This is a genomic window from Providencia sp. PROV189, assembly GCF_028480065.1.
GTDB lineage: Bacteria > Pseudomonadota > Gammaproteobacteria > Enterobacterales > Enterobacteriaceae > Providencia > Providencia stuartii.
On sequence record NZ_JAMPOG010000013.1, the window covers coordinates 1 to 3,486 of the forward strand.

Consider the following 3,486-nt stretch of genomic DNA (forward strand, 5'->3'; position numbering starts at 1 on the left):
ATACATAGGGAGTGATTCTGCCATTTTACCCGATTGAATACTTTCAATAATTTTATCGTAGCAAAAGTGCCCTATTCGAAAATCATTACAGGCGAAATCCATTAATAAAATTTCACCTTGCTCCGCTAAATTGAGAAATAATTCCTCTCTATTTTTTGTCATAAGATAATTTAATACAAACAGTATATTCTTATGGTAAAAAAAACGCTCAAATTCATAAGGTGAATCATTATCATTTTTGTATATTCTTCGCATGTATGTTAGTGCAATACTTGATAAGTAAGACTCTAGTAAAACTTTATAACGAATATAGCGTTCTGAGTTACTTAACCCATGTAATTCATCTAGACTATCTATAGTTTCGCTATATATGATTTTATTAATCTTTGCAACATCATTATTTGAAGAGTTAACTAAATTCTCTATATATTTAATTACTTTATTTGTTCGATTCATTTTGCCAAATCCTCAGCGATGAAAAATTCAGTGTATTTACTGTTATGTGAAGGATTAAATTCATTATCTAAACCTACTGTTATTTTATAACCAACTACCTGACACTTTTTCATACTTAATTTAATTTCTTTTAGTATTCTAAATTCTTTTCTAGTTAAAGAGTAATCATTATCACCATGAAATAAAGAGCGCGTTCAGCTAATTCAGTATGGCGTCTGATATTTTTTTATAGTCTACTTGTATTTCTGTAAGCTTTCCACTTAAAGGAGTTGCATTTGGACCAAACTTATCCTTCATCGTCGTTTTGATTTCAAACGTAACCCACTCAGGTGACGATGACTCAATTTTGCAAATGAAATCATCTTCATAATCATTCATTATTTAAAGCTAACATACTGACTAACAACTGTATTCACTCATTCTTTATTGTTTTAACCCCATTGATTACAACACCCCGCTCAAGATACTTTTTTACTACTTGCTTAATCCACTGCGACAAGCACACACCCACCAGAGCAACCACAAGCCACTTTGTGACCTTCTAAGGCGACAGGGATACCATTAATTTTTATTAAGCTATCGCCTTCAACGATAGCGCCTGTTTTTTTACACGAAGGGCAATAAACAGAGTCGCCCACACAGGCGACTCCTTGGGTTTGTTTGGCGAGAGAAGAGGCCGTCAACACCGTGCCTCCGGTATTCGTCGTATCATTTTTTAAGATAATTTTTCTGCCGTTCACAAGACTACGCATTGCGTTTTTTCTCCTGATCAAGCTTTGCTAAAATCTGTTCGATCTGTTGCTCAAAATCAGTAGGAAGTGGGTTTTTACCAAAAAACAAAAAGGGTTTGCGGGCTTGGTAATCGACAGACGAAACGGCATCTCGCCCCTCTTGCATATAAGCATTGAGAAACGTGATAAAACGATGGTTTTCACTGTCGGTACTGGTCAGGAAACTGGAGTAATGGGAAACATTTGGCTTGTAAAGTATGGTTTTCAATTGCCCTGTTTTTTCATCAATGCCATACAGTTTAATCGCCAACATTTTACCTGCATAGCCGAATTGTGCATCTTCATAGCGTGTTAAACGTACTTTCCCCATCCCATAGCTATACAGTATTCCTCGTTGCCTATCCGCAATGAGATACACCGGAGGTGTGAAGAAAGAGAGATAGCCCAATAACCATAAAAAACCCGGGAAAAAAATTAGCCAGCCGATAACTAAATATTTACCATATTGGCCATTTATAACAAAGTTACCTGAATTGTAAGCTTTTATATACTCCCATAAACTTATTTTTTCTTTTCCAAAATAAGGTTTATATAATTCAATTAACTTTGCTGATAACTCACTTTGTTTTTTTTCATTACCATACTTTTTTTCTACATGTTTAGCCATCATTTCAATTGATGTTTTATTTTCAACATGCACCTTAAAAAAAATAGATGCAGTGTAAAAAGCCATAAAGAGTAACACGATAAAAAAAGGTATTGTATTAGTGAGCTGGCTATTCCGCTGTGGGGAGTTAATCACACAACGCTGTTTATTGACCGCATCTAAAAATACCAGTTTTTGAGGCTCCAACGGATCATCGTAGTGATGACTTTCTTCAATCAATGGCGTGGTTTCTAATTGCTCCGGGTGCTTTGTTGCCGTATATAAACTCGTCATTCGGTGCCTTCCTCATCAATACAGCCATAAAGTTTATCATTAGGATCGCCGTTTCGGTAACGCAATGGCGCAATCTCACCTTTAAGACGATCCACCAAGTAGTACCAATAAATGGATGGAATAGATTGCCCCAGAGGATCAATGACCACATGTAAATGATACATGGGGAACTTACACAAAATTATCTACAGGCTCATTTAATCTGCTGCAACAAGCACACTGCCCCCTGAACACCCACAAGCCACTTTGTGACCTTCAAGTGCGACGGGAATTTCGTTGATTTTCATTAAACCGTCGCCCTCGACGATAGCACCTGTTGTTTTACACGAAGGGCAATAAACCGAGTCGCCCACACAGGCGACTTCTTGGACTTGTTTGGCAAGGGAGGACCCCGTAAGCACTGTACCACCTGTGTTGGTGGTATCATTTTTTAAAATAACTTTACGACCAATAACTGTGCTACGCATGATCATCAACCTTAAGACCTAGTACATAGTTACATTAGTTTATTTATTCTTATCTCAAAATAAAATTAATTAGTATATGTACAAATCTAGAAAACTTTCTGCTCCAATACTGCCTAAAAAAAGATTTGTCTCAGCAGACCAACCAATCGCAGGTTTTTCATTATCAACAATCTCTATAAATAAGCATAAACTGATACTTGCATTATATAACTCTTTAATTTTAATAAGTTCATTTTTTTTATCCGAAAATTTCTCAAGTATTTTTTTCGTTTGAATTTCCACGTCATAGGATTTTTCTTTATCTGTTCGAACTATCCAGTAACTAGTTGGATGATAAAATTCTCTTTTTACATTTAAATTCCGCTCACCTTTTATGGCTGCTTTACTAGGATTAATATTTAGCATCTCAGTTATTTTCACGATATCTAATTTTTCATCACCTGAAATTGAAAACTCCGCCTGAACTGTTGTTTTAGTCATTCTATAACTCCTATCAGTTAATATATTCGCCAGTAGGTATTCCTGAACCTTTTCCACCTTTCCTAAAGATCCAGACTTGTCCAGAATCTTTATCTACATAAAGGTCATATTTTTTATTTCAGCATTACTGCCTAAGAATTCACTTTTTATTTCATGCGCATCAACACTTTTATCTTTTAAATATTTATCATCTAACATTTTAATATTTTTAGGTTTTTCTTCACCATTATCACCCGCACTTTCACTCAGGTAAACATAAACCACTGGTAATGATGGTATTGGCGTAATTAAAATATAATCACGTAAATCTTTCGCATCGGGTAGCGGGTTAATGTATATCTGTGGCTGCCCTTCATGGATTGGAAAGCCACCTGCTGACGTAATATCCGTAGGCTCAGGGAGCTGATTGCCA

6 protein-coding genes and 2 pseudogenes are annotated in these 3,486 nt (G+C 35.7%); all 8 read right to left on the bottom strand.

Annotated features, from left to right (window positions below; translation table 11 throughout):
- Positions 1-456, bottom strand: a pseudogene (locus tag PR833_RS10535) (hypothetical protein); the annotation flags it as partial.
- Positions 457-938: 482 nt separating this feature from the next.
- Complete coding sequence (locus tag PR833_RS10540; RefSeq protein WP_249890613.1) at positions 939-1,208, bottom strand: PAAR domain-containing protein; 270 nt, start codon at positions 1,206-1,208, stop codon at positions 939-941.
- Positions 1,201-2,127 (bottom strand): hypothetical protein, encoded by a 927-nt coding sequence (locus tag PR833_RS10545; protein WP_196715661.1) that lies wholly within the window; start codon positions 2,125-2,127, stop codon positions 1,201-1,203. The genes PR833_RS10540 and PR833_RS10545 overlap by 8 nt, the downstream gene beginning before the upstream one ends.
- On the bottom strand, positions 2,124-2,291 hold the full coding sequence (locus tag PR833_RS10550; RefSeq protein ID WP_004916247.1) for a hypothetical protein: 168 nt from the start codon (positions 2,289-2,291) through the stop codon (positions 2,124-2,126). Before PR833_RS10550 ends, PR833_RS10545 begins: the two co-directional genes overlap by 4 nt.
- A 33-nt stretch (positions 2,292-2,324) precedes the next feature.
- The gene (locus PR833_RS10555) at positions 2,325-2,594 is read right to left on the bottom strand and encodes a PAAR domain-containing protein (RefSeq protein WP_272526087.1); all 270 of its coding nucleotides are present in this window, start codon (positions 2,592-2,594) and stop codon (positions 2,325-2,327) included.
- 69 nt (positions 2,595-2,663) lie between these two features.
- Positions 2,664-3,074, bottom strand: coding sequence for a DUF4279 domain-containing protein (locus PR833_RS10560; RefSeq protein WP_014657053.1), 411 nt, complete (start codon positions 3,072-3,074; stop codon positions 2,664-2,666).
- 13 nt (positions 3,075-3,087) lie between these two features.
- Positions 3,088-3,144 (bottom strand): hypothetical protein, encoded by a 57-nt coding sequence (locus PR833_RS10565; RefSeq protein ID WP_080739801.1) that lies wholly within the window; start codon positions 3,142-3,144, stop codon positions 3,088-3,090.
- Between the two features lie 23 nt (positions 3,145-3,167).
- Positions 3,168-3,486 (bottom strand): annotated as a pseudogene (locus tag PR833_RS10570) (S-type pyocin domain-containing protein); the annotation flags it as partial.